The 19,573-nt window shown below is 65.7% G+C and carries 15 protein-coding genes and 1 pseudogene; 7 read left to right on the top strand and 9 right to left on the bottom strand.

Annotated features, from left to right (window positions below):
- Positions 1-39 precede the first annotated feature (39 nt).
- Both ACOI1H_RS04425 and ACOI1H_RS04420 read left to right on the top strand, forming a co-directional pair.
- On the top strand, positions 40-621 hold the full coding sequence (locus ACOI1H_RS04425) for a uracil-DNA glycosylase family protein (RefSeq protein ID WP_422435514.1): 582 nt from the start codon (positions 40-42) through the stop codon (positions 619-621).
- Positions 618-1,433 carry an SseB family protein gene (locus tag ACOI1H_RS04420; protein ID WP_422435513.1) on the top strand — a complete coding sequence of 272 codons (816 nt, stop codon included), beginning with the start codon at positions 618-620 and terminating at the stop codon, positions 1,431-1,433. The genes ACOI1H_RS04425 and ACOI1H_RS04420 overlap by 4 nt, the downstream gene beginning before the upstream one ends.
- A 1-nt stretch (position 1,434) precedes the next feature.
- Here the strand turns inward: ACOI1H_RS04420 and ACOI1H_RS04415 are convergent, their stop codons facing one another.
- From ACOI1H_RS04415 to ACOI1H_RS04385, 7 genes are all read right to left on the bottom strand, one after another.
- Complete coding sequence (locus ACOI1H_RS04415) at positions 1,435-2,367, bottom strand: 2-hydroxyacid dehydrogenase (RefSeq protein WP_422435512.1); 933 nt, start codon at positions 2,365-2,367, stop codon at positions 1,435-1,437.
- Positions 2,364-3,503, bottom strand: a complete 1,140-nt coding sequence (gene rodA, locus ACOI1H_RS04410) for a rod shape-determining protein RodA (RefSeq protein ID WP_422435511.1) — start codon at positions 3,501-3,503, stop codon at positions 2,364-2,366. Before rodA ends, ACOI1H_RS04415 begins: the two co-directional genes overlap by 4 nt.
- A 1-nt stretch (position 3,504) precedes the next feature.
- Positions 3,505-5,445 carry a penicillin-binding protein 2 gene (gene mrdA / locus ACOI1H_RS04405; RefSeq protein WP_422435510.1) on the bottom strand — a complete coding sequence of 647 codons (1,941 nt, stop codon included), beginning with the start codon at positions 5,443-5,445 and terminating at the stop codon, positions 3,505-3,507.
- Positions 5,442-5,981, bottom strand: coding sequence for a rod shape-determining protein MreD (locus ACOI1H_RS04400; RefSeq protein ID WP_422435509.1), 540 nt, complete (start codon positions 5,979-5,981; stop codon positions 5,442-5,444). Before ACOI1H_RS04400 ends, mrdA begins: the two co-directional genes overlap by 4 nt.
- Positions 5,971-6,885: a rod shape-determining protein MreC gene (gene mreC, locus ACOI1H_RS04395; protein WP_422435508.1), complete on the bottom strand. Its 915-nt coding sequence runs from the start codon at positions 6,883-6,885 to the stop codon at positions 5,971-5,973. Before mreC ends, ACOI1H_RS04400 begins: the two co-directional genes overlap by 11 nt.
- Before the next feature lie 19 nt (positions 6,886-6,904).
- Entirely contained in the window at positions 6,905-7,942 is a 1,038-nt protein-coding gene (locus ACOI1H_RS04390; protein WP_422435507.1) for a rod shape-determining protein, read from the bottom strand.
- Positions 7,943-8,151: 209 nt separating this feature from the next.
- Positions 8,152-9,711: a 2-isopropylmalate synthase gene (locus ACOI1H_RS04385; protein WP_422435506.1), complete on the bottom strand. Its 1,560-nt coding sequence runs from the start codon at positions 9,709-9,711 to the stop codon at positions 8,152-8,154.
- Positions 9,712-10,008: 297 nt separating this feature from the next.
- On the opposite strand from ACOI1H_RS04385, the gene ACOI1H_RS04380 reads away from it, so the two are divergent.
- Positions 10,009-10,665, top strand: a complete 657-nt coding sequence (locus ACOI1H_RS04380; RefSeq protein ID WP_422435505.1) for an SDR family NAD(P)-dependent oxidoreductase — start codon at positions 10,009-10,011, stop codon at positions 10,663-10,665.
- Positions 10,659-12,179, top strand: a pseudogene (locus ACOI1H_RS04375) (cryptochrome/photolyase family protein). Before ACOI1H_RS04380 ends, ACOI1H_RS04375 begins: the two are co-directional and overlap by 7 nt.
- Here the strand turns inward: ACOI1H_RS04375 and ACOI1H_RS04370 are convergent.
- Entirely contained in the window at positions 12,176-13,165 is a 990-nt protein-coding gene (locus tag ACOI1H_RS04370) for an LLM class flavin-dependent oxidoreductase (RefSeq protein WP_422435504.1), read from the bottom strand. The pseudogene ACOI1H_RS04375 and the gene ACOI1H_RS04370 overlap by 4 nt on opposite strands.
- 161 nt (positions 13,166-13,326) lie before the next feature.
- On the opposite strand from ACOI1H_RS04370, the gene moaB reads away from it, so the two are divergent.
- The 3 genes from moaB to ACOI1H_RS04355 all read left to right on the top strand — a co-directional run bounded on the left by moaB (position 13,327) and on the right by ACOI1H_RS04355 (position 18,804).
- Positions 13,327-13,869, top strand: coding sequence for a molybdenum cofactor biosynthesis protein B (gene moaB, locus ACOI1H_RS04365; protein WP_422435503.1), 543 nt, complete (start codon positions 13,327-13,329; stop codon positions 13,867-13,869).
- An 85-nt stretch (positions 13,870-13,954) separates the two neighbouring features.
- Positions 13,955-15,409, top strand: coding sequence for an efflux RND transporter periplasmic adaptor subunit (locus ACOI1H_RS04360; RefSeq protein WP_422435502.1), 1,455 nt, complete (start codon positions 13,955-13,957; stop codon positions 15,407-15,409).
- A complete protein-coding gene (locus ACOI1H_RS04355; RefSeq protein WP_422435501.1) occupies positions 15,409-18,804 on the top strand; it encodes an efflux RND transporter permease subunit in 3,396 nt (1,131 codons plus the stop codon). The genes ACOI1H_RS04360 and ACOI1H_RS04355 overlap by 1 nt, the downstream gene beginning before the upstream one ends.
- Here the strand turns inward: ACOI1H_RS04355 and ACOI1H_RS04350 are convergent.
- Entirely contained in the window at positions 18,801-19,559 is a 759-nt protein-coding gene (locus ACOI1H_RS04350) for a protein-disulfide reductase DsbD domain-containing protein (RefSeq protein WP_422435500.1), read from the bottom strand. The genes ACOI1H_RS04355 and ACOI1H_RS04350 overlap by 4 nt on opposite strands.
- Positions 19,560-19,573: the final 14 nt, after the last annotated feature.

Genomic DNA, 19,573 nt, shown 5'->3' with positions numbered 1-19,573 from the left:
CATGGTTGAACCGGCCCACGGCGGGCTTACGTCAGCGTTATGGACCTGAGGGACGACATCGCCGCCTGCCGCATCTGCGCCGACCGCTTCGCTGCGACGGCGACCCGGCACAGCCCGCGTCCGGTGGTCTGGTTCGACGACCCGCCCCGCATCCTGATCGCAAGTCAGGCCCCCGGTGCCCGCGTCCACGAGGCACAGACGCCGTTCTGGGACCGCTCCGGCGACCGATTGCGGGACTGGCTGGGGATCGGCAAGGATGCTTTCTATGACCGGGGGCGGGTGGCGATCGTGCCGATGGCTTTCTGCTTTCCCGGCTACGACGCAAAGGGGTCCGACCTGCCGCCGCCGCGTGTCTGCGCCGCGACCTGGCGGGCGGACGTGATGGACCGGCTGGGCGAGGTGCCGCTGACCCTGCTGATCGGCGGCTACGCGCAGGCCTGGCATCTGGGTGGGCGGCAGGGCGTCACCGAACGGGTGGCGGGCTGGCGCGACCACGCGCCGCGCGTGTTCTGCTTGCCTCACCCGTCGTGGCGCAATACGGCGTGGCTGAACCGCAATCCGTGGTTTGCGACTGATCTTCTGCCCGTCCTGCGGGCGCGCGTGCAAGAGGTGCTGGCATGACCACCCCCCCGACGATCCACCCGACGAGGCCCGCGATGGAAACCGACCTCGACCGCGCCCATGCGGTGATGGACCGGTCGGACGATCTGCGCCTGCAGTTCTATGAGCGGCTCGCCGATACCGACCTCTTCATCCTGCTGGACGCAGAGCCCACGGGTGACAGCGTCCGCCCGGCGCTTTTCGCGGTCGAGGGGGCGTCTTACGCGCTGGCCTTCGATGCCGAGGAACGCCTGTCCGCCTTCACCGGTCGCGCGGCCCCCTATGCAGGTCTGCCGGGTCGGGCGCTGGCCCAGATGATGGCGGGGCAGGGCATCGGGCTGGCGTTGAACCTTCAGACAGCCCCCAGCGAAATGCTGATTCCGGCGGATGCGGTCGACTGGCTGGCGGCCACGTTGAATCATGCCCCAGAACAGGCAGAGGCGCGTCTGACCGGCGTATCCCGCCCCACCGGCCTGCCCGACGCGGTGCTGGAGGCGCTTGACCGCAAGCTGAGCCGTTGCGCCGGGCTGGCCGACCACGCCCTGCTGGTCGCGGCGGACTATGCCGACGGCGGGCGCGGCCATGTGCTGGCCTTTGTCGACGCGCCCGAGACCGCCCACGCGGCACTGGCCCACGCGGCCGGCGAGGCGCTGACCTTTTCGGGGATCGAGGCCGGGACGATGGACGTGATGTTCGTTGCCAGCGGCGATGCGGTCGCCGGCCGGCTGGCCCGCGTCGCGCTCCGGTTCGACCTGCCGGAATTGCAGCGCCCGACGCCCGCCGTGCCGATGGCCCCCGGGTCCGACCCGTCGTCTCCGCCGAAACTGAGGTGAATCAGTAGCCGGCGTCGCGATCGACCAGATGCAGGAATGGCTGGCCTGCCTCGCCGCGTGCGATGTTGGCGGCGATCACCTCGGCCGCCGTGTCCGCGCGGGTGGTGGACGCGATATGCGGTGTCACCGTCACGCGGGGATGCGACCAGTAGGGATGATCCTGCGGCAAGGGTTCGATGCGGAACACGTCCAGCGTGGCACCGCCCACCTGACCGCTGTCCAATGCAGCCAGCAGCGCCGTGTCGTCGATCAGCGGACCCCGGCCCGGATTGATGACGAAGGCCCCGCGCGCCAAAAGCGACAGACGGTCGGCGTTCAGGATGTCCACGGTCGCGGGTGTCTGCGGCAGCAGCAGCACGACGATCTGTGCGTCGGTCAGCGCGGTCCGCAGACCGTCGTCGCCGGACAGACAGCGCATGCCCGGAATATCCTTCGTTGACCTGCTCCACCCTGTCACCGGAAAGCCGAGACCCGCCAGCGCCAGCCCGCAGGCTTCTCCCAGCGCGCCAAGGCCCAGGACGGTCACCGGGCGATCCTTGGCCAGCGGTGGATAGACGTCATTGTGCCACGCGCCGTCCTGCCCCGACAGATGCGCATCCATGCCCAGGTGATGCCGCATCGCATGCCCCACGACATATTCGACCATGCCGCGGGTCAGGCCATCGTCGACCATCCGCGCCAGTGGTTGCGTCAGGGTCGCATTCCCGACGATGGTCTCGACTCCGGCCCACAGACCCATGACCAGCCGCGCGTGGACGTAGGGCGAGAAGTCCTTGACCGGGCCGTTGGGGGCAAAGACGATGTAGTTCACATCCGCCGGTGCATGGTCGCGCGATAGATCGCAGTCCAGCCCGGCCGCCGCGAAGGCCCGGCGCAGGGGCACCTCGTATTCCGCCCAGACCGGTGGGCGCGCCGAGAACAGGACCCGGATCATCGCGGCTTGTGGACGTGTGCGGATTGCACGAGGCCAAAGGCGACCATCAGCACCAGCATGGCCGATCCGCCGTAGCTGACCAGCGGCAACGGCACGCCGACGACAGGGGCGAGGCCGGTGACCATCGCCATGTTGACGGCGAAGAACAGGAAAAACGTCATCGCGATGCCCAGCGTCAGCAAGGCCGAGAACCTGTCCTTGTTGCTGACCGCAGTGGCGATGCAGAAGACGATGATCAGCACGTAAAGCACCAAGAGAGAGATGGCCCCGATAAAACCGAACTCCTCGGCCAGAGTGGTGAAGATGAAGTCGGTGTGCTTCTCTGGCAGGAAATTCAGCCGGCTTTGCGTCCCCTGCATGAACCCGCGTCCTGTCCAGCCGCCCGACCCCAACGCGATCTTGGCCTGCGTGATGTGATACCCGGCCCCGAGTGGATCGTTGGCGGGGTCCAGGAACGTATCGATGCGGCGGTACTGGTAGTCCTTCAGCAGTTGCCAGGGCGTGCCCCGGCTCAGGAACACCGCATAGATCGTGCCGAAACCCGCTCCGATCACGGTCGCGAAATAGGCCCAATGCACACCAGCGATGAACATGACCGATGCGCCGCCGAACAGCAGCAGGATCGCGGTGCCCAAGTCCGGTTGAGTCAGCACAAGGGCGGTCGGGACAAGTATGAAGATCACCGGCAGCGCCACCCACAACGGATGCGAGGTCTTGTTCGTCGGCAACCAGTCGTAATACGCGGCCAGGAACAGCACGAGCGTGATCTTCGTCAACTCGGACGGTTGCAGGCGGATGAACCCCAGGTCGATCCAGCGCTGCGCACCCATTCCGACGCTGCCGAAGAACTCCACCGCGACCAGCAGCGCGACCGAGACTGCAAAGGCAAGCCCCGCCATGTTGCGCCAGAACCAGATCGGCACCATCGCGACGCCGATCATCAGCACGATGCCTGCGATAAACCGCTTCAACTGCGGTTCCATCCATGGCTGCGACGATCCGCCGGCGACAGAATAAAGCATGATGAACCCGGCCGATGCCACGGCGGTCAGCAAGATGATCAGCGGCCAGTTCAGATACAGAATCTTGCGAAATCCCGTCGGGACGAACTTCGTGTTATGCGCCAGATAGCTCATGTCAGACGCGGTCCTGCACTGGCTTGATCTGGGTGATCCGCTCGGCGATGCGCTTTTGCTGTTCCTCGATGCGGCCCCGATCCGCCGAAGGATAGGCGTCCAGCGGGGGCGGACCGTCGTAAAGCGCCTGCAACATGATGTCCCGCGCGATGGGCGACGCTGCGGTCGATCCGCCACCGCCGTGTTCGACAACGACGGCCACGGCGTATTTCGGGTTTTCGACCGGGGCGTAACATACGAAAAGCGCGTGATCGCGGCGTTCCCACGGCAGATCGGCGTTGCTGATGACGCCGCGCGCGCGTTCCTCGGCGGTGATGCGACGCACTTGGCTGGTCCCGGTCTTGCCCGCCATCTCGTATCCCGCGGTCAGCACCTTGGCCCGCGCCCCGGTGCCGCGCCGGTCGTTGATCACGGCATCCATCGACGCCCGGCACCGCCGCAGCATGTTCTCGTTGATGCCGAGAGGCTCGCCGATGCCGCTCGGCTCTTCCACGCCATCGACGGATTTGATCAGGCGCGGCGTCACCATCTTTCCGGTCGCGATCCGTGCGGTCATAATCGCCAGTTGCAGCGGCGACGCCAGAACGTAGCCCTGCCCGATCGAGGCGTTCACCGTATCGCCAATGCGCCAGTTCTCGCCGCGGACTTCGGTCTTCCATTGCTTGTCGGGCGCAAGGCCGGTCGAGATTGCGGAAAGCGGCAGATCATGCTTCACCCCGATGCCGAGCAGGCGTGCCATTTCGGCGATCTTGTCGATGCCGACGCGCTGCGAGACCTCGTAATAGTAGCAGTCGCAGGACAGTTTCAGGCTATCGTGAAAATTGACGTTGCCATGGCCGCCGCCCTTCCAGCAATGGAAACGAGTGCCGCCCACGACGCTGTAGCCGGGGCAATATATGGTCTCCTCCGGCGTGATGGCCCCTGCTTCGAGGGCGGCCAGCGCCGTCACCATCTTGAAGGTCGAACCCGGCGGATAGGCCCCCTGCACGGCCTTGGCCGCAAGCGGGCGGTACTTGTTTTCGTTCAGGTCGGTCCAATCCTTGACCGATATGCCGCGCACGAAAAGGTTCGGATCGAACGACGGCGCAGACGCGATGGCCCGCAGGTCGCCTGTCGCGAGGTCGATGACCACCGCACCCGCACTTTCGCCGTCCATCCGTGCCTGCGCATAGGATTGCAGCCGTTCGTCCAGCGCCAGTTGGATGTCCTTGCCGGCAGCCCCTTCCTGACGATCCAGTTCGCGCATCACGCGGCCCAGGGCATTGACCTCGATCCGCTTGGTGCCGGCAGAGCCGCGCAGCGTATGCTCCAGCTTCAACTCTACACCGGTCTTGCCGATTTGGAACTTCGGAATCTGCAACAGGGGGTCCTGATCCTCGATCCTGGCAAGATCATAGTCGCTGACCGGGCCGACGTAGCCGACGACGTGGCCGACGTCGGCGCCGTAGGGGTAGTGGCGGGACAACCCGACCTCGGCGCTGATGCCGGGCAGGGCGGGGGCGTTGAGGTTGATCTTGGCGACGTCGTACCATTGCAGCCGGTCGGCGATGGTGACCGACACGAAGGACGACAGCTTTTGCATGTCGGCCTTGGCGCGGGCGATGTCGGCGGGGTCGATGTCGACGATGGACTGCAGCTTGTCCAGCACGGCGTCCACGTCGCCGGCATCCTCGCGCACCATGACGACACGGTAATTCTGTTCGTTCTGCGCCAGAGGAATCCCGTTGCGATCGAAGATCAGGCCGCGCGCGGGGGGCAGCAAACGCACGTTGATGCGGTTTTCCTCGGCCAGCAGGCGGAACTGGTCCGCCTGATCGACCTGCATCGACTGCATCCGCAGGCCAAGCACACCGGCAACGCCCAGTTGGGCCGACCCCAGGATCAAGGCGCGGCGGCTGATCCGGCGGGACGATTGTTCGATATCCTTGACCGGTCGCTTCATAACCTGTGCCCCAGACTGTCCACCTGACCGGGCGCGGGCCGGGTCAGACCAAAAAAAACCTGCGCCACGACGACGACCACCGGATAGACCATGATGGTCAGGACCATCTGGATCAACGTCAGGGTCAACGGCGCCTGCGGTGTCATCACGATCGCCAGCGCCAGACGGTTGCCCAGCGTGATCGCGACGACCCCAAAGGCGACCGTACCCCATTCCAGCGCCAAAGGCACGTTCCGCAAACCACGAGACCGTGAACGCACCGTCTCGGTCAGGATCAGCACCAGTGCGGCCCAAAGTCCCGGCGGCCGCTGGAACAGCAGATCAGCCAGAAGGAATACGACGAAGATGACACCGAAGGGCAGGAACTCGGGCCGCCGTGCAACCCAGGCCAGTGTCACGGCCAGCAGCAGGTCGGGTGCCGCCCAGCCCGGTGGCGCGGTGTCGAGTGGCAGAAGTTGGACGAAGACGATCGCCACGGCGATGGCCAGGTAGACGGCCCTCCCGATCCAGATGCGTGCGGCAGGGCTACCGGCCATCGTCGGCCTGCGCGGTGCGGGGCAGAACCGGACCGATCAGACCGGCATCGGGCGTCAGCAGCCCGCCGGGATCGCTGATATCCTCGTGGGGGTGGGCGCGCAGCACGCGCAGGAACTCCAACCGACCATAGTCCGCCGCCAGCCGCACCCGCAGGCGCCGGTCGCTGCCAAGGGCCACCTGACCGACCAGCAGATCGGCCGGAAAGACACCTCCGTCGCCAGACGACACAACACGGTCGCCGGGGCGCACCGTATCGGGGTTTTCCAAGAACTCGATCAGCGGGTTCAGGGAATTATCACCGCCCAGAATCGCCTTCTGACCGGAGGGCTGGATCGTGACCGGGATCCGGCTGGAGGTATCGGTCAGCAGGATCACGCGGCTTGTGCTGCGCCCGACGCCGCTGATCCGCCCCACCAGCCCGATCCCGTCCATCGCGGGCCAGCCATCGACGATGCCGTCGCGCCGACCGACGTTCAGCAGCACCGACTGGCGAAACGGCGATCCGCTATCCGTCATCACGACGCCCGTCACATAGGTCAGTTGCGGGTCCAGGCGGACGTTGTTCAATTCCAGCAGGCGGGCATTTTCCTGCTCCAGCTGAAGCGCGGCCTCTTTCCATGCCTTCATCTGCTGCAATTCGCGGCGCAGGTTGCCGTTCTGCTCGCTCAACGATGCGTAGCTCTGAAAGTCGGCGATAAGCTCTACCGCGCCCGTGACCGGTACCAGCGCCCAGTCGAAGGACGGCACGATCCGGTCGATCACCGCAGCGCGGAACCGTTCCACGCGGGGGCTGTCGATGCGCCAGACCAGAAAGATGCCGAACAGCAGCACGACGCAAACCCCGACCAGCAGACGCCGGATCGGGGCAATGAAGTCGTCATGGGTGTTGCGGTCGCGGGCCAAGGGTCAGCACCCTTTCGGTTCAGCTGTCGTAGTCGATCACATGACGCAGCTGCTTTTCATACTCAAGCGCCTTGCCGGTCCCCAGCGCCACACAATTCAGCGACTCGTCCGCGACCGAAATCGCAAGGCCCGTCTGTTCGCGCAGCGCAAGGTCAAGCTGCCCCAGCAACGCGCCGCCACCCGTCAGCATGACGCCGCGATCTACGATATCTGCGGCAAGGTCAGGCGGCGTGGCCTCGAGTGCTGTCATCACCGCCTCGCAGATCTGCTGCACGGGTTCGGCAAGCGCCTCGGCCACCTGGGCTTGGCTGATCTCGGTTTCCTTGGGCACACCGTTCAGCAGGTCGCGGCCGCGGATATGCATCGACGCGCCGCGCCCGTCGTCGGGCATCCGGGCGGTGCCGATGGAGGTTTTGATCCGCTCGGCCGTGGATTCGCCGATCAGCAGGTTATGCTGGCGGCGCAGGTAGTTGATGATCGCCTCGTCCATGCGGTCGCCACCGACGCGAACGGACCGGGCATAGACGATGTCGCCAAGGGACAGCACCGCCACTTCGGTGGTGCCGCCTCCGATGTCCACGACCATGTTGCCGGTCGGATCGGTGATCGGCATGCCGGCCCCGATGGCAGCGGCGATGGGTTCCGCGATCAGGCCGGCGCGACGCGCGCCCGCCGACAGCACTGACTGGCGGATCGCGCGCTTTTCAACCGGCGTGGCGCCATGCGGCACGCAGACGATGATCTTGGGCTTGGAGAAGGTAGAGCGTTTGGCGACCTTGCGGATGAAATACTTGATCATCTCTTCGGCCACGTCGAAGTCGGCGATCACACCGTCACGCATCGGGCGGATCGCCTCGATGCTGCCCGGCGTGCGGCCCAGCATCAGCTTGGCATCCTCGCCCACGGCCAGCACCTTCTTGACGCCGTCCTTGACGTGATAAGCCACGACCGAGGGTTCCGACAGGACGATGCCGCGGCCTTTGACATAGATCAGCGTGTTCGCTGTGCCAAGGTCGATGGCCATGTCGGATGAAAACAAGCTGTGCCAGATCGCCATGTGATGGACTTCCCCAAGTCGTATGAAGCAGTTTCCCGACGATTCCCTGCGGTCGCGGGTGGTGCCTTATACGGACAAGCCCATGCCGAATGAAAGCCCCGTGTTGGGGGGCGTCTGGCGTAAATCTGCCACTATGACGGAAGGGATATATGACGGGGCGCAATTGGGAAAATCTGCCCCGTTCTGTCACTTTTTCAACATTTAGGCTTTCACGCACCCACGTCCTTGTAACTGACGCCCTTGGTGTCGTGATCGGGGGCCGTCTTCTCTCGCCGGACGATCAGGCGGTTCAGCGCATTGATATAGGCCTTGGTCGACGCGACGACCGTGTCCGTGTCGGCGGACTGGCCGGTTGCGATGCGGCCGTCTTCTTCCAGCCGCACGGTCACGGTGGCCTGCGCGTCAGTGCCTTCGGTGACGGCGTGGACCTGATACAGTTGCAACCGCGCCTTGTGGTCGAACAGCGCCTTGACCGCGTTGAAGGCGGAATCCACTGGACCGTCACCGGTCGTGTGGGCGGTCCGTTCGGTGCCATCGATGTCCAGCACGATGTCCGCCGTCTGTGGACCACTGGTGCCGCAGACCACGCGCAGGGATTTCAGCCTGATCCGATCCTCGACCGCTTCGTTCTGGCGCATCAATGCGACAAGATCCTCCTCGAAGACCTCTTTCTTGCGGTCCGCCAGTTCCTTGAACCGCACGAAGACGTCGGCCAGCTGATTGTCGGCCAGCTCGAACCCGAGCTCTGCCAGTTTCGACCGCAGGGCCGCGCGACCGGAGTGCTTGCCCATGACAAGCGATGTTTCCGTCAGGCCCACGTCGGTCGGGCGCATGATTTCGAACGTCTCGGCGTTCTTCAGCATCCCGTCCTGATGGATGCCGGATTCATGGGCGAAAGCGTTCTTGCCCACGATGGCCTTGTTGAACTGCACCGGAAAGCCCGACACCGTGGCGACCCGGCGCGAGATCGCCATGATCTTCCGCGAATCCACGTTCGAATGATAGGGCATGATGTCGGCGCGGACCTTCAGCGCCATCACGACCTCTTCCAGGGCGGTGTTGCCCGCGCGCTCGCCCAGGCCGTTGATCGTGCATTCGATCTGGCGCGCGCCGCCTTCGACGGCGGCCAGGCTGTTGGCCGTCGCCATGCCAAGGTCGTTGTGGCAGTGGGTGGCGAAGATCACCGTCTCGGCCCCCTCGACCTCGGCGATCAGGCGGCGGATCAGATCGGCGGATTCCACGGGCGCGGTATAGCCGACCGTATCGGGAATGTTGATGGTGGTCGCGCCGGCCTTGATCGCGATCTCGACGGTGCGTTTCAGGAAATCCCATTCGGTGCGCGTCGCGTCCATCGAGGACCACTGCACGTCGTCGCACAGGTTGCGGGCATGGGTCACGCAATCATGGATGCGTTCCGCCATCTGATCCATCGTGAGGTTCGGGATCGCCCGGTGCAGGGCCGACGTGCCGATGAAGGTATGGATGCGCGGCTTTTTCGCATGTTTCACTGCCTCCCAGCAGCGGTCGATGTCCTTGAAGTTCGCGCGGGACAACCCGCAGATCGTGGCGTTGCGGGACGCCTTGGCGATGGCGGCGACGGCGGCGAAGTCACCCTCGGAGGCGATGGGAAAGCCCGCCTCTATGATGTCGACGCCCATGTCATCCAGCATGGCGGCAATCTCCAGCTTTTCGGCGTGGGTCATGGTGGCGCCCGGCGATTGTTCGCCATCGCGCAGGGTCGTGTCGAAAATGAGAACGCGGTCGGTCATGGTCTGTAGTCCTGAACTTTTGTGCGGGAAGCTTCGGCGCAGGCCATCATCGAGCGGTCGCGCCGACAGGCACGCTCAGGCGTGGTTCAGGCGTAGGTTACGCGGGCCCAGGGCCAGGATGAAACCGAACTGCGTCATGACCGTGACTATAACGCGCGATTCCGTGATGGAAAGGGGGAATTGAGGGCGCTGCCCTCGGCCGCAGGGCGGCCTCACCCGGAGTTTATCTGGCCAGATGAAACATGGACCGGCGTGATGCGGGGCCTAGGTTCGTCGTCATGGAACAGGACTACAGACATGCCGGCTAGTGCACTGGTCATCGGCGCATCGGGCGGCATCGGAAGCGCCATGGCTGACACGCTGCGGGCGCGGGGCGTTGTGGTCGTGACGCTGTCGCGCCGCGACGACGGGCTGGACGTGACCGATGCGGATGCCGTGGCCCGGATCATGGGCGCGGTGGACGGCCCGTTCGATCTGGTCCTGGTCGCGGTGGGGGTGCTGGGCACGCCCGAGAAATCGCTGGAGGCTGTCGATGCTGCGGCGATGGCGCGGATCATGGCGGTCAACGCCATCGGTCCTGCGCTGATCCTGCGCCACGCTGCGCGCCTGTTACCGCGCAAGGGGCGGTCGGTCTGTGCCGTGCTGTCGGCGCGGGTTGGGTCCATCGGCGACAATCGGATCGGCGGCTGGTATGGCTACCGCGCGTCCAAGGCCGCGCTGAATCAGATCATCCACGGGGCTGCGATCGAGCTGGGGCGCAGTCACAAGGACAGCATCGTCGTCGCGCTGCATCCCGGCACGGTAGAGACGCCTTTCACCGCCGCCTATGCGGGCCACCACAAGACCGTGACGGCGCAGGTGGCGGCGGGCAACCTGATCGGTGTGATCGACGGTCTGACGCGGGACGCGACCGGTGGCTTCTTCGATTACGCCGGCCAGGTGGTCCCGTGGTAAACCTGATCCTCGTGCTGGGCGACCAGTTGTCCGCGGGGCTGTCCGCCTTGCGCGCAGGCGACAGGACGCGCGATGTCGTCGTCATGGCCGAGGTCGCGGACGAGGCGGGCTACGTCCCGCACCACCCCAAGAAGATCGCGTTCCTGTTCGCCGCCATGCGAAAGTTTGCCAGACGGCTGAGCGATGACGGCTGGACGGTGGATTATAAGCGGCTTGAGGATGGTCAGACCACCATCTGCGCTGCGCTGCTGAGGGCGGCAGAGCGGCATGGCGTGGACCGGGTGATCGCGACAGAGCCGGGGGAATGGCGCCTGATCGACGCGCTGACCCATTGCCCGCTGAAGGTGGAACAGCGCCCCGATGACCGTTTCATCGCGTCGCATCAGGATTTCGCGGGCTGGGCCAAGGGCCGCAAGGCGCTGCGGATGGAGTATTTCTACCGCGACATGCGCCGCAAGACCGGGCTGATGATGGACGGCGACGACCCGGCCGGCGGCCAGTGGAACTATGACCACGACAACCGCAAGCCCGCGCCGGGGCAGGTCGATTACGCTGGCCCGATGCGCTTTGCGCCCGACGCGGTGGTGGAAGAGGTGCTGGCGCTGGTGCGCAACCGCTTCATGGACAATTTCGGAGACCTCGACGATTTCTGGTTCGCGACCGACCGGGAACAGGCGCGGCAGCATCTGGCGCATTGGGTCGCCAAGGGCCTGCCGCAGTTCGGTGATTTTCAGGACGCGATGCTGGACGACAACCGCTTTCTCTATCATGGGATTGTCGGGCTTTACATCAATGCAGGTCTGCTTGACCCGATGGAGGTGTGCCGCGCGGTCGAGGCCGCGTGGCAGGCGGGGGACGTGCCGATCAATGCTGCCTAAGGTTTCATCCGGCAGATCATCGGCTGGCGCGAATACGTGCGGGGCATCTATTTTCTGGAAGGACCGGACTACACCGCGCGCAACGGGCTGAAGCACACCCGCGACCTGCCCGCCGTCTATTGGGGCGGTGCCACCTTCATGCGCTGCATGAAGCAGGCGGTCGCGCAGACGAAGGAGGAAGCCTATGCCCACCATATCCAGCGGTTGATGGTGACGGGCAATTTCGCGCTGCTGGCGGGGATCGATCCGGCGCAGGTTCATGAGTGGTATCTGGCAGTCTATGCGGACGCTTACGAATGGGTCGAGGCCCCCAACGTCATCGGCATGAGCCAGTTCGCCGACGGCGGCATCATCGCAAGCAAGCCCTACGTCAGTTCCGGCAACTACATCAACAAGATGTCGAATTACTGCGGCGCCTGCAGCTACAAGGTCAGCCAGAAGACGGGACAGGAAGCCTGCCCGTTCAACCTGTTGTACTGGCATTTCCTGGATCGCCACCGTGCGCTGTTCGACGGCAATCCACGTATGGGAAACATGTATGCGACATGGGACCGGATGGACGCGGACAAGCGCACCACCATCATCGCAGAGGGTGACGCGATCTTGGCGCGGCTTGACGCGGGCGAACCGGTCTAGGCGGCCAGCGCCGTGTCCTGCATGACCTCTGCGGCGATCTCAAAGCTGCGCAGGCGAGCCGCGGGGTCGTGGATCTGGCCAGTCAGGATGACCTCGTCCGGTTGATATTTCGCGATCAGGTCGCCCATCTGCCGGCGCACGGTGGCAGACGATCCAACGGCGCTGATCCGCAGCGCGTGGTCCACCGCTGTCCGCATCCCCGCGTCGATCAGCCCGTCGATATCGTCCACCGGGGCCGGCAGCTTGCCCGGCTTGCCGCTGCGCAGGTTGGCAAAGGCTTGCTGGACGGACGTGCGCAACCGCGCTGCCGCGACGTCCGTGTCGGCGGCGATGACGTTGGCGGCCAACATGAAGTGCGGCTTGTCCAGCCCGGCCGACGGGCGGAAGGTGCCGCGATAGGTCGCGATTGCATCCTCCAGCGCGTCGGGCGCAAAATGGCTGGCAAAGGCGTAGGGCAGGCCAAGGTAGGCCGCCAGCTGCGCCCCAAACAGCGACGATCCCAGCATCCAGACCGGCACATGCGTGCCGCGCCCCGGGTGCGCCTGCACCGGGCCTTCGGTGTCGTCGCCAAGATAGTTCATCAGCTCGACCACGTCCTGCGGAAAGGTGTCGCCGCGCCGGTCCACGCGCATGGCGCGCATCACATGGCCGTCGCCACCTGGGGCGCGGCCAAGACCAAGGTCGATGCGGTCGGGATAGAGTGTCGCCAGCGTGCCGAACTGTTCGGCAATCGCGAGCGGCGCATGGTTCGGCAGCATGATACCGCCCGCACCTACGCGCATCGTCCGCGTTGCACCTGCGACATGGCCGATCAGCACCGACGTCGCGGCGGACGCGATGCCTTCCATGTTGTGATGTTCCGCCAGCCAGAAGCGATGATAACCCAGCGTCTCGGCGTGCTGCGCCAGCTTCACCGTATTCGCGATGGCCTCTCCGGCGGTGCTGCCGACGGGGACGGGGGCGAGGTCGAGGATGGAATAACGCATGGTGATGGTCCGTGTCTGGGGTTGACTTCAAGGTAAGCTCTGCGCGCGGCGGCGCAAGGGCTTGCGGGTCAGCCGTCTCGCTGCTTTGTCGCATCTGTCGCAGGAGCAGGGGATGGACGCAGCCACCCGCCTGCGCCACCCTAACGCCAGGAGACACGAACATGAGCCGCATTGACGAGACCCGCGACTTCATCCCCGTCCGCATCGCCGTCCTGACGGTCAGTGACACGCGGACCCCCGCTGACGACAAGTCCGGCGACACCCTCGTCGCGCGGCTGACGGCTGCGGGCCACAGCCTTGCCGCCCGCGACATCGTGCCGGACGATCGCGGGACCATCGCGGACTGCCTGCGGGCATTGTGCGCGCGCGACGATATCGACGTCGTGATCTCGACCGGGGGGACGGGATTGACCGGGCGCGATGTCACGGTCGAAGCACATAGGGATGTCTACGAGAAAGAGATCGAGGCCTTCGGGACGGTCTTCACCCACGTCAGTATGGCCAAGATCGGCACAAGCGCCGTGCAAAGCCGCGCGACGGCGGGCGTGGCGCAGGGAACCTATCTGTTCGCGCTGCCGGGTTCTCCTGGGGCATGCAAGGACGCATGGGATGAAATTCTGGTCAAACAGCTCGATTATCGCCACCGGCCCTGCAATTTCGTGGAAATCATGCCCCGACTGGACGAACATCAGCGACGGAAATGACACCCACGTCCGTTTGATCGGGCGTGAGGTGGTGATTGGAGCCATTTGGCCTACCTTGCGTCAGGTCAGTTTGCGGGATGAATAGATGCGGTTTTTAAGGCGGTCACTTGTCGGTCTGTTCCTCCTGGCGGTGACATTGGCCTTGGCGGCGTGGGCCATGAATACCGTGCGCGGTGCCGTCGTCGCTCGCATGAACGAAGAGCCGCGCAGCTTTCCGCAGCGCGAACGGGTGTTTGCCGTCAATGTCACGACCGTGACACCCGGCACGCTGGCCCCTAAACTGCTGGTTTACGGCGAGGTCGGCAGCCGCAACACGCTCGCCTTGCGCAGTCCTGTCGGCGGCACTGTCGTCTGGACCGATCCGGACCTCGTCGAAGGCGGTCAGGTGCAGGCAGGGCAGGCTTTGCTGCGGCTGGACACCACCACCGCGCAGGCCGCCCGCGACCGCATCGCCGCCGATGTGCAGGACGCGGAGGGCGAGGTGCGCGACGCCGAAAACGGCGTGGCGCTGGCCGCCGACGAACTGGAACAGGCCCGCGCGCAGGTGGACCTGCGGCAGGCGGCACTGACCCGCGCCTCCGACCTTGCCCAGCGCGGCGTCGGCACCCAGTCGACGGTGGAAGAGGCGCAACTGGCCCTGTCGAATGCCGAATCCTCGGTCCTGACGCAGCGCCAGTCGCAGGCGCAGGCGGCGGCGCGTCTGGATCAGGCCCGCACCTCGCTCTCCCGCGTGCAGATCGATCTGGCCGAGGCCGATCGCACGTTGGCCGATACCACCGTGACGGCCGTGTTCGACGGCACGCTGACCGGCGTGGCCACGGCTGTCGGGGCCCGGCTGACCGCGAACGAGGAATTCGGGACACTGATGGACCCGGATCAGCTCGAGGTCGCGTTCCGCATCTCGACCGCGCAATTCGCGCGGCTGGTGCAGGATGGCGGCGACGTGATCGGCCTGCCGGTGACGGCCAGCCTTGACGTCGATGGTCTGGCGCTGACGGCCGATGGTGTGATCGACCGGATCGGCGGGTCCGTGGGCGAAGGCCAGACGGGTCGCCAGTTGTTCGCCAGCATCAACGCTGCGCCCGGCTTTCGTCCCGGCGATTTCGTCACCTTGCGGGTGAAGGAACCCGAGTTGCAGAACGTGGCACAGGTGCCTGCGACCGCCGTGGCCGCAGATGGCACGGTCCTTGTCGTGACCGCAGACGACCGCCTGCAATCGCAGCAGACGCAGGTGTTGCGCAGGCAGGGCGACGACGTGATCATCGCGGCGGCCGATCTGGCCGGCGCCTCCATCGTCACGGCCAGGACCCCCTTGCTGGGCGAAGGCATCGGTGTGCGCCCCATCGCACCCGCCGGCGAAGACGCCGAAGCCGTGCCAGAGAATGTCGCCCTTGACGACGACCGCCGGGCCAGGCTGAAGGCCTATGTCACCGAAAGCCGGATGCCCGATGACGCCAAGGCGCGCATTCTGGCGCAGCTCGACGCGCCCGAAGTCTCTGCCGCGACGATCGCGCGGCTGGAAAGCAGGATGGGAAGCTGATGGCTGATCCCCGGCCCACCGGCGGCGAGGCGCTGAACACCCGCGCGGGCGGTCTGCTGTCCTACTTCACCCGGCACCGGACCGTTGCGAACCTGCTGCTGTTCCTCATGATCGGTGCGGGCCTCATGGCCTGGCCCAACATGCGGTCGCAGTATTTCCCCGATGTGATCGTCGATGGCATCGATGTCAGCGTCGCCTGGGAGGGGGCCGGCGCGGAATCCGTCGATGAAGGCATCGTGCAGGTGCTGAACCCCGCGTTGCAGGCCGTGAACGGCGTCAGCGACACGGAATCCCGTGCGACCGAAGGCAACGCGCGCATCAGCCTCGAATTCGCGCCCGGCACCGACATGGACCGGGCGGCCGAGGATGTGCAGGCCGCCATCGACGCCGCAGGCAACCTGCCCGAAACCGCGGAAGACCCCGAATTGCGCCGCGGCGGCTGGTCCGACCGCGTGACCGAAGTGGTGATCACAGGCCCGGTGGGTGTCGATCAACTGGGGCGTTTTGCCGACGAGATGGTCGTGCGCCTGTTTCAGGAAGGTGTCACGCAGGCCACCGTGCAAGGTATCGCCGCACCCTCCACCATCGTCGAGGTGCCTTCCCTGTCGTTGATCGAATACGACATCGGACTGTCAGACATCGCCGACCGCATCGCGGAAGAGGCGACGGGCAATGCCGTGGGCGAGGTTGCGGGCACCGCGCGGGTGCGTACCGGCGTTGCGAAGCGCAGCGCCGAGGATATCGCTGCCATCGCCCTGCGATCGAACCCGGACGGATCGACCCTGACCGTGGGCGACGTGGCGCGCGTCACGGTCGAAGGCGTGGACCGCAGCCGCGCCTATTTCGTGGGCAGCAATCCGGCGGTCAAGATCAGCGTGGTGCGCTCTGCCGCCGGGGACGCCATCGGGTTGCAGGACGCCGTCGAACGGGTCGCGGCAGAGTTCGCGGCGACGCTGCCCGCCGGCACCAGCATCGACCTCATCAACGCGCGGGCCGAGGAAATCACCGGCCGTCTGAACCTGCTGTTCGAGAATGGCTTGCAGGGCCTCGCCCTTGTCGTGCTACTGCTCTTTCTGTTCCTGAACGCCCGCACGGCGCTGTGGGTCGCGATGGGGATTCCCGCCTCGATGCTGGCGGCCATTGCGCTGATGTATGCCTTTGGCCTGACCATCAACATGATCAGCCTGTTCGCGCTGATCCTGACCCTCGGCATCGTTGTGGACGACGCCATCGTGGTGGGCGAACACGCGGACTACCGTGCGCGCACGCTGATGGAACCGCCGAAGATCGCGGCCGAGAATGCGGCGATCAAGATGTTCAGCCCCGTGTTTTCATCGACCCTGACGACCGTGATCGCTTTTTTCGGCCTCGTCGCCGTGGGCGGACGGTTCGGCAGCCTGATCGCCGACATTCCGTTTACAGTCATCGTCGTGCTGGCCGCGTCGCTGGTCGAATGCTTCCTGATCCTGCCCAACCACCTGAGCCACTCCATCGGCCCGAACGCCGGAAATGCCTGGTACGACGCACCGTCGCGCTGGGTGAACCGGGGGTTCGACGCCTTCAGTCTGCGGGTGTTCCGCCCGTTCATGGCGCTTGTCATCCGGGCGCGGTACCCGGTGCTGGCGGGCGTCCTGCTGATCCTGGCCACCCAGGTCGCGTCCTTCATCCGGGGCGACGTGCGCTGGCAGTTCTTCTCTTCGCCCGAACAGGGCGAAGTGACGGGCAATTTCGCCATGCTGGCGGGGGCCACCCGCGCCGACACGCTCGAGATGATGGCCGAGATGCAGCGCGCTACCGATGCGCTGGCGGCCCGGATCGAAGTCAACGAAGGCACGAACCCCGTCACCTATGTCGTCGCCGAAGTCGGTGGCAATGCGGGCCGCGGGATCAGCGGGTCCGACCAGAAGGACCCCGACCAGTTGGGCGCCATCAGCATCAGCCTTGTCGATGCGGACAGCCGCGTGATGACAAGCTCCGATTTCGTGGCCGCCCTGCAGGAAGAGGTCGTCCAGCATCCGATGGCCGAGACCGTCAGCTTTCGCAGTTGGGGCGGCGGGCCGGGGGGCGACAGCCTTGACGTGCAACTGTTCGGGGCGGACGCGGCGACGCTGAAATCCGCGGCAGAGGCGCTGAAGTCCGAACTGACGCAATTTCCCGAGATCAGCGGCCTTGAAGACAGCCTGGCCTACGACAAGGAAGAACTGCTGCTTGAGCTCACCCCGCAGGGCGAGGCGCTGGGCCTGTCCATCGACGCGCTGAGCGGCATCCTGCGCGACCGGCTCAGCGGGATCGAGGCGGCGAGCTATCCCGACGGCATCCGGTCCGCCACGATCCGCGTGGAACTGCCGGAGTCCGAGTTGACGCAGGATTTTCTGGAACGCACGCAGATCAGGACCGGCGAGGGCATCTATGTCCCGTTGGGCGACGTGGTCACGGTGCAAAGCCGGACCGGCTTCTCCACCGTGCGGCGCGAGAACGGCGTGCCGTTGATTTCCGTCACCGGCGCACTGTCGGACGACGACCCCGACCGCGCCGCAGAGGTCAACCAGATCATCAACGAACAGATCTTGCCGGGCATCGCCGAACGCTTTGCCGTGGAAACGCGCCTGTCGGGGCTGTCAGAGCAGGAAAACCAGTTCCTGACCGACGCCCGCAACGCGCTGATCCTCGTGCTGGGGGGCATCTACCTCAGCCTTGCGTGGATCTTCAGCAGTTGGACGCGGCCCGTCGTGGTCATGGCGATCATTCCCTTCGGGCTGGTCGGCACGATCTATGGCCACAACGCCTGGGGCATCCCGATGAGCCTGTTCACGGTCGTCGGCCTGATCGGGATGGTCGGCATCATCATCAACGATTCCATCGTTCTGGTGACGACGATCGACGAATACGCAAAGGATCGTGGCCTGTTTCCCGCGATCATCGACGGCGTGGCGAACCGGCTACGCCCCGTCCTGCTGACGACCCTGACGACGGTTCTGGGCCTTGCTCCGCTGTTGTTCGAAGGTTCGACGCAGGCCGAATTCCTGAAACCGACCGTCATCACGCTGGTCTACGGTCTGGCCTTCGGGATGGTGCTGGTGCTGCTGGTTGTGCCATCCTTGGTCGCGATGCAGGCGGATATCGCGCGCCAGATCACCACGGCACGGCGCGCCCTGCGGTCGCGCAGGCGGGCGATGTGGCTGCCAGTGGGTCTGGGTGTCGTCGCGGCGCTGGCCCTGTTCGGCGGTGTGGTGCTTCCGGTGCTGCTGACCGGGTCTGCCTGGCCTGCGGCGGCGGGCGTCCTGCCTGCGACCGCAGTGGCGGCGCTGGGTGTCTTTGCCGGCGGCTTGGCCGTGATCCTGCTTGCGATCTACGCCGTGGCGGCGCTGACCTTCGGGTTGCGGCGCACGGCCTAGCCGGCCGTGCAGCCCCGCACTTCCATCGCGCGGTCGGACCCCAGCACGGTGAATCGCACGGCGGACCGGTCGAAGGCGAACGCCTCGCCCGCGCCGCGCACCATCCGGGCACGGGCGGTCAGGGTGTCGCCCCTGCGGGCGATTTCCGGCTCCGACACCCAGATGTGCGGATCGCCGGCCTCGATTACCAGCGCCTCTTGCCCGCCGGTCCCGGGCACCGTCAGCGTCGCGTGCAATTGCAGACCGTCCGGCGTGGGCGAGACGCGGCAGGTGGCGCGTCCACCGGCCTGCGGCTGATCCAGCAGCGCCGCGACGATCAGCGGGTCGCGCGGACCATCGGTCAGCGGCGCATCGAAGGTCAGGCTGGCGGGAATGCAGATGTCCTGGCAGACTCCGATGTCCAGCGTGCCGGTCAGGCGCATCGGACCCTTGCCCGTCACCTCGACCGGCAGGGTCAGGGCGTCGTGATAGCCGATCGACCGCAAGCCGTTCTGGTCCAGCACCTGCGGCGTCGGCCAGTGAAATACCACCTGGTCCACACCGCCACCGGTGAATGAGATCAATGGGGGGATGCCCGCGTCGCCGGGCGCACGCCAGTAGGTCTTCCATCCCGGGGTCAGCGTCAGCCTCAGTGCGGCCATATGTGTGCCCTGCGGCGTGACCCATCCCGGCAGCACGGTGACTTTCACGACGTCTTCGCCCGCAGAAAGGGCAGGGGTGGCAAGGCAAGTCAGCAGAGCGATGATGTATTTCATGCCGGTGTTCCTGC

It is taken from the genome of Loktanella sp. DJP18 (genome assembly GCF_049310965.1).
GTDB lineage: Bacteria > Pseudomonadota > Alphaproteobacteria > Rhodobacterales > Rhodobacteraceae > Loktanella.
The sequence above is the reverse complement of the archived record's forward strand: the minus strand, read 5'-3'. Positions and strand labels throughout refer to the sequence as shown.

Excerpts from the sequence above, each read along its gene's own strand:
- ACOI1H_RS04415 (WP_422435512.1), bottom strand. The coding sequence starts at position 2,367 with ATGATCCGGGTCCTGTTCTCGGCGCGCCCACCGGTCTGGGCGGAATAC.
- ACOI1H_RS04400 (WP_422435509.1), bottom strand. The coding sequence starts at position 5,981 with ATGGCCGGTAGCCCTGCCGCACGCATCTGGATCGGGAGGGCCGTCTAC.
- moaB (WP_422435503.1), top strand. The coding sequence starts at position 13,327 with ATGAGCCGCATTGACGAGACCCGCGACTTCATCCCCGTCCGCATCGCC.
- ACOI1H_RS04360 (WP_422435502.1), top strand. The coding sequence starts at position 13,955 with ATGCGGTTTTTAAGGCGGTCACTTGTCGGTCTGTTCCTCCTGGCGGTG.
- mrdA (WP_422435510.1), bottom strand. The coding sequence starts at position 5,445 with ATGAAGCGACCGGTCAAGGATATCGAACAATCGTCCCGCCGGATCAGC.
- rodA (WP_422435511.1), bottom strand. The coding sequence starts at position 3,503 with ATGAGCTATCTGGCGCATAACACGAAGTTCGTCCCGACGGGATTTCGC.
- ACOI1H_RS04420 (WP_422435513.1), top strand. The coding sequence starts at position 618 with ATGACCACCCCCCCGACGATCCACCCGACGAGGCCCGCGATGGAAACC.
- ACOI1H_RS04350 (WP_422435500.1), bottom strand. The coding sequence starts at position 19,559 with ATGAAATACATCATCGCTCTGCTGACTTGCCTTGCCACCCCTGCCCTT.
- ACOI1H_RS04390 (WP_422435507.1), bottom strand. The coding sequence starts at position 7,942 with ATGGCGATCTGGCACAGCTTGTTTTCATCCGACATGGCCATCGACCTT.
- ACOI1H_RS04370 (WP_422435504.1), bottom strand. The coding sequence starts at position 13,165 with ATGCGTTATTCCATCCTCGACCTCGCCCCCGTCCCCGTCGGCAGCACC.
- ACOI1H_RS04425 (WP_422435514.1), top strand. The coding sequence starts at position 40 with ATGGACCTGAGGGACGACATCGCCGCCTGCCGCATCTGCGCCGACCGC.
- ACOI1H_RS04355 (WP_422435501.1), top strand. The coding sequence starts at position 15,409 with ATGGCTGATCCCCGGCCCACCGGCGGCGAGGCGCTGAACACCCGCGCG.
- ACOI1H_RS04380 (WP_422435505.1), top strand. The coding sequence starts at position 10,009 with ATGCCGGCTAGTGCACTGGTCATCGGCGCATCGGGCGGCATCGGAAGC.
- ACOI1H_RS04385 (WP_422435506.1), bottom strand. The coding sequence starts at position 9,711 with ATGACCGACCGCGTTCTCATTTTCGACACGACCCTGCGCGATGGCGAA.